General features: G+C 69.1%; 6 protein-coding genes. 5 read left to right on the top strand and 1 reads right to left on the bottom strand.

The features are described from left to right. The 4 genes from FJ108_17695 to FJ108_17680 form a co-directional block, all read left to right on the top strand. A partial coding sequence (locus FJ108_17695; protein MBM4337724.1) for a sigma-54-dependent Fis family transcriptional regulator occupies positions 1-675 on the top strand: 675 nt, incomplete at its 5' end. A 20-nt stretch (positions 676-695) separates the two neighbouring features. After that, positions 696-1334 (top strand): polysaccharide export protein, encoded by a 639-nt coding sequence (locus FJ108_17690; protein MBM4337723.1) that lies wholly within the window; start codon positions 696-698, stop codon positions 1332-1334. Then, positions 1300-2823: a hypothetical protein gene (locus FJ108_17685; protein ID MBM4337722.1), complete on the top strand. Its 1524-nt coding sequence runs from the start codon at positions 1300-1302 to the stop codon at positions 2821-2823. Before FJ108_17690 ends, FJ108_17685 begins: the two co-directional genes overlap by 35 nt. A 64-nt stretch (positions 2824-2887) precedes the next feature. After that, positions 2888-3895, top strand: coding sequence for an NAD-dependent epimerase (locus tag FJ108_17680; protein MBM4337721.1), 1008 nt, complete (start codon positions 2888-2890; stop codon positions 3893-3895). A 21-nt stretch (positions 3896-3916) separates the two neighbouring features. Here the strand turns inward: FJ108_17680 and FJ108_17675 are convergent, their stop codons facing one another. Next, positions 3917-5140: a glycosyltransferase gene (locus FJ108_17675; protein MBM4337720.1), complete on the bottom strand. Its 1224-nt coding sequence runs from the start codon at positions 5138-5140 to the stop codon at positions 3917-3919. A gap of 27 nt (positions 5141-5167) precedes the next feature. Between FJ108_17675 and FJ108_17670 the strand changes: the two genes are divergently transcribed. After that, positions 5168-5758: hypothetical protein (locus tag FJ108_17670; GenBank protein ID MBM4337719.1), on the top strand; the 591-nt coding region annotated here is incomplete at its 3' end.

Below are 5758 nucleotides of genomic sequence, written 5' to 3'. Positions count from 1 at the left end.
CCCCACCCGGGTCTGCAGGCGAAGCTGCTGCAGGTGCTGCAGGACGGCCACTTCTCGCGGCTCGGCGGCGAGGCCGACATCTCCGTCGACGCGCGCGTGATCGCGGCGTCGAATCGCAATCTGGAGATCGCCGTGCGTGAATGCACGTTCCGCGCGGACCTGTTCTACCGGCTGAACGTCGTCACGATCGAGCTGCCGCCGCTGCGCGAGCGAAGGGAAGAGATCCCGTTCCTCACCGACTTCTTCCTCGAGCGCTACGCGCGCGAGTACGGCCGGGATCCGAAGCCCCTGCCGGCGGAGCTTCGCGACGCGCTTTCGAGCTACGATTGGCCCGGGAACATCCGCGAGCTCGAGAACCTGGTGAAGCGCGTGGTCGTGCTCGACGCTGCGGCTCCGGCGATCGGCGAGCTTCGCACGCGAATGGCCGATGCCCGCCGGCCGGCGCCGATCGCGGTGCCGATCACCGACCTGCAGCGCTTCCTCGCTGGCGAGACGGATCGGGTCAGCCTGAAGCGGGTAGGTCGCGAGGCCGCACAGCGGGCAGAGGCGAAACTGATCGCGAAGGTGCTGGAGGAGACCCGCTGGAACCGCAAGGAGGCCGCGGAGATACTCCAGATCAGCTACAAGGCCCTGCTCTACAAGATGAAGGACGCGGGACTGGCGAACGCGCCCTAGCCCGAACCGGAGGATCCCAGATGATCGAGAGGAATGGCCTCGGAAGAGGGCTGGCCGCGGTTCTCGCCGCGCTCGCGCTCGCGGGCTGCGCCGGAACCGCGCGCGAACGGCCGAGCGCCGCGCAGCTCGAGACCCAGGCGGTCGAGATCACCGAGGACTACGTGATCGGCCCGCGCGACACGCTGACGATCGTGGTCTGGCGCGAGCAGGAGCTTTCGATCCCGCGCATCGAAGTCCGGCTCGACGGCAAGATCTCCGTTCCGCTGATCGACGACGTTCAAGCCGCCGGCCGCACGCCGCTCCAGCTCAAGGCGGAGATCACCGAGCGGCTGAAGGAGTACATCACCGCGCCCGTCGTGACCGTCGTCGTCGCGAGCATCGGCTCGAAGCTCGTCTACGTGATCGGCGAGGTCTCGCGCGAGGGCCCGATCCAGATGCAGCCGGACATGCGCGTGCTCGACGCGATCGCGCTGGCCGGCGGGCTGAACCCGTTCGCGGGCCGCTCGCGAATCAAGGTGATCCGAAGCCAGGGCGGCGCCGCGGCCGAGTTCACCTTCGACTTCGACCGCTTCGTCGACGGCAGGGATCTGGCCCAGAACATCCTGCTGCTCCCAGGAGACACCGTTGTCGTTCCCGAAGAACGCGCTTTCTGGCGCTAGCCTCGCGCTCGTCGCGATCCTGTTCGCGCCGCTCGCCGCGCGCGCCGCGGACAAGACCGTCCTGCGCCCGATGTTCGATCTGGAGCAGGGCTGGGACTCGAACATCTACAACGACTCGGGCGGCGACGAGGCGAGCCTGGTCACGCGCTTCAGCCCGGGGCTGTGGATCGAGAACTCGGGAGAGCTCGGCTTCGCGCGCCTGGGCGTGAGCCTGACCGGACGCAGCGTCTGGGAGGAGTCCAACCTCTCGGGGATCGACAGCGGCGCGCGCGGGGACTTCGAGCGCAAGCTGACGCCACGTCTCTCTCTGTTCGGAAACGGCTACGTCGACTACTACTCCGGCTACGAGGAGATCTCCGAGGGGGCAGGCACGGGATCCCCCGGCGAGGTGCTGCTGTCCGAGCAGCCCAGCTGGGCGCGCAACCAGCTCGGCACCGGCCTGCGCTACCTGCTCACGCCGCGCACGTCGTTCCGGCTGAGCGGGAGCGCGGGTCGGGTCAATTACGAGCATGTCGACCCGGGCGAGCTGAACGAGGACAACCAGCTGATTTACAGCTCGACGGGCGACTATCGCGACCGGAACCTCTGGAGCCTGCGCGCCGGGCTCGATCACCAGTTGAGCGCGCGCGACAAGCTCAGCCTGAGCGTCGACGGCGACGACAGCGCGTACCAGGACGTCGGCTTCGGCACGAACGACTCGCAGATCTGGAAAGCGGAGCTGAGCTGGGATCGCAACTGGTCGCCGGTCTGGTCGACCGAGCTCTCGCTCGGCGCGAGCACGACCGACGCAAGGCGGGATGACGTCCCCCAGTTCGGCGGGATCGGCTACATCGCCGTCTGCGTCATCTTCGGGATTCCGTTTCCGTGTCCCCAGCAGTCGCAGGTCGCGCTCGACCAGACGAGCTTCTCGGGGAGCTCGTCTGGCGTGGTCGGCTCGTTCGCGATCACTCGCACGTTCGAGCGCAGCCTGATCCGGCTGGGCTACTCCCGCGACACCCAGTCGACCGGAGGCTCGGGACGGACCAACTTCGACATCGACTCGTTCACGCTCTCGCTCACGCACCGGCTCGCGGAGCGGGTCAAGCTCTCGATCTCCGGGAATTACGCGCTCCAGACCTCGGTGTCCGACGAGCTTCCGGCTTACTCCGCAACGGTCATTCCGTCGCTCACCGAGCCGACTAGGTTCGAATGCCGGGCCGGCGGCAGCGCACAGATCGTGGGGACGGTTCCGCATCCCCAGGACCCGCTCGACCTGATTCCGGTCTACCAGTGCTTCGGCGGCTCCTCGGAGGAAGATCGCACCTACACGATCCTCACGGCTCGGCTCGACTGGCAGATGCGCAAGCAGCTGAACGCCTTCGTCGTCGGGCGCTACTACCACTCGACGAAGGACCAGAGCCTCGGCAGCGGCGAAGAGATCGAGACCGAAGACTTCGACAAGATCACCCTGGGTGTCGGCCTGCGCTGCGCGTGGGACGTGGGGCTGTAGACGCCGGTCGCGTGGCGTCCGGTCCCTGGAATTCTGCACTCTTGCGGCCGGGAGCCAGACTCGCATGAAGATCCTCGTGACCGGCAGCGCCGGGTTCGTCGGCTCGGCGCTGAGCTTGCGGCTCCTGGAGCGCGGCGACGAGGTGGTCGGGATCGACAACCTCGGCGACTACTACGACGCTAGCCTGAAGCGGGCGCGGCTCGCGCGGCACCTCGATCACCCCCGCTACCGACACGTGAACGCGGACCTGGCCGATCGGGCCGCGATCGAGGCGGTCTTCGCCGAGCACGCGCCCCGCCGAGTCGTGAGCCTCGCCGCTCAGGCCGGCGTCCGCTACGCGATGACCAATCCGCACGTGTACGTGTCGAGCAACCTGACGGGCTTCCTGCACGTGCTCGAGGGCTGCCGCCAGCACGGCGTCGAGCATCTGGTCTTCGCGTCGACGAGCTCCGTCTACGGCGCGAACACGAACCTGCCGTTCTCCGTTCACCGCGGCAGCGAGCACCCGCTCACCCTGTACGCGGCGACGAAGAAGGCCAACGAGATGATGGCGCACAGCTACGCGCATCTGTTCCGCTTCGCGTGCACGGGGCTGCGCTTCTTCACGGTGTACGGCCCCTGGGGCCGGCCCGACATGGCGCTCTTCCTGTTCACCAAGGCGATCCTGGCCGGAGAGCCGATCCGCGTGTTCAACCACGGGCGGCACAAGCGCGACTTCACCTACATCGACGACGTCGTCGAGGGAGTGATCCGCACGCTCGACCGGGTCGCGGCGCCGAACCCCGACTGGAACGGAGCCGACCCGGATCCCGCGACCAGCCTGGCTCCGTACCGGATCTACAACATCGGCAATCAACGGCCGGTGCCGCTGCTGCGCTACATCGAAGTTCTCGAGGAGTGTCTGGGCCGCAAGGCGCAGATGCAGATGCTCCCGCTGCAGCCGGGCGACGTTCCCGACACCGAGGCCGACGTGAGCGATCTGGCGGCCGACGTCGGTTACCGCCCCGTGACGAGCGTGGAGACCGGCGTGCGGAAGTTCGTCGAGTGGTACCGCGAGTACTACCAGGTGTAGCCCGGCGTCGGCGGCGACCGGCTAGCGCCGCTCGCAGACCCGCTCGAAGAGCCGCGCATACTGCTCCGAGATCTCCGCCGGCCTGAACCGGTCCAACGCAGCCGGCGCGATCCCGGGAAACGGAGTCGCCGCCCAGCTCCGGATCGCCCGCGCGAGCGCGGGCGCGGAGATCTCGTCCGCCATCGCGCAGCCCGCGACACCGTCGAGGATCTCCGCGACGCCGCCGATCGCGGGCGTCGCGATCACGCCGATTCCGCACGCCAGCGCCTCGAGCACGACGTTCGGAAGGCCCTCGTAGCGGGACGAGAGCACCAGCGCGTCCGACTCGGCGAAGTGGCGCTGGGGATCCGGCCGGAAGCCGAGCAGGCTCACGGCGTGCTCGAGCCCCAGTCGCGCGATCCGCGCCTCGAGCTCGGTCCGGAGCGGACCGTCGCCGAGGATCGAGACGCGGACGTCGACGTCCCGGAGCAGCGCGATCGCGTCGATCAGCAGATCGAAGCCCTTCGCCGGGGCCAGGCGCCCGGCCGCGACCAGTCGGAGCGGGTCGCCCGGGGCGCGGATTCGCCGCTGCTGCGGAAGCCCGGCGCGGATGCGCTCGAGATCCACCGGGTTGTGGATCACCACGGTCTTCTCGATCGGAAGCCCGTGGCACTCGACCAGATCCCGCTGCATGTACTTCGACTGACACACGACGGCGTCGAAGCGCCGGTAGAGCGAGCGATACGCGAGCCGCCAGAGCGCGCGGTTCGGGAACTCCTTCAGCTGCTCCGAGACGGTGTTCGCCTCGCGGCCGATGAACGCGGTCTTCCGCGGCATGACGGGGCGCAGTGCGGCGATCACGAGGTTCAGGCTACCGAGCGTCGAGAAGACCAGGTCGGGTCGGAGGCGCCAGACCAGGCGAAGCAGCCCGGGAATCGCCTTGCGCACCCGCGTGCAGGCGAGGTCGACGAGCTCGACGCCGGAAGGCACGTCTGCGCGGTAGACGGCGTCGCGCAGGTCGACCACGGCGAGGATGCGGCGGAAGCGCGTCGGATCGAGGTGCCGGAGCAGCGTGACCATGACCCGCTCGGCGCCCCCTCCGCGGAGGGTCGGAACGATGAACAGCACGGTGCGCACGAAATCCGCCTCTTCGGCCGGGTCGAAGTCGCTCGTGGATAGCAGAGTCGAACCTCGCTGAGTACCAGCGCCGGGATCGGCTACTCTGCCCGCGCCCAACGACGCTTCTGAGCTCGAGGAATTCGGCATGACAGGTTCGGGCGGGGGCGGTCCCCGATGGAGCTGATCGGCGACGTCGCGAGAAAGAGCGGCCCGGTGGATCGGCTGCGTCTCGAGGTCGCCAAGACGACCTGCGCGGCGAGCGTCGCCGAGCGCACGGGCCTCTTCCACGTCCCGAAGGTCGTCCGCTTCGACGCCGAGAACGGGGTGCTCGAGACGGCCCGCGTGCACGGCTTCCGGAGCCTGATGCAGCTGGTGCTGGCGCGGGATTCCCGGCTCCCCGCGATCTGCGAGCGCGTCGGCCGCGCGATGGCCCGGGTGCACACTGAAATGCGTCTTCCCGAGGACGCGCGACTGCCGTTCCCGGAGCTGCTCCGCGGCGACCCGGCGGACGAGTGCGCGCTGCACGGCGACCTGAACGGGTCGAACGTCGGCTGGGATCCGGCCACGGATCGGGTCGTGATCCTCGACTGGTCGGCGGCGCCGGCGCTGCGCAGCCCGGCCAGCGTCGGGAGCCGGTACTTCGACCTGCTCTGGTTCGCGCTCTTCTTCTTCCGCTTCCGGCCGCTCGGCGCCATCTCGGGCTGGTCGCCGGAGCTCTGGGCGCGCGCCTTCCTCGCCGGCTACGCGGCGGCGTCGGCGGGCCCC

Source organism: Deltaproteobacteria bacterium, from assembly GCA_016875225.1.
Lineage (GTDB): Bacteria > Myxococcota_A > UBA9160 > SZUA-336 > SZUA-336 > VGRW01.
This window is presented reverse-complemented; position numbering and strand designations above follow the sequence as displayed.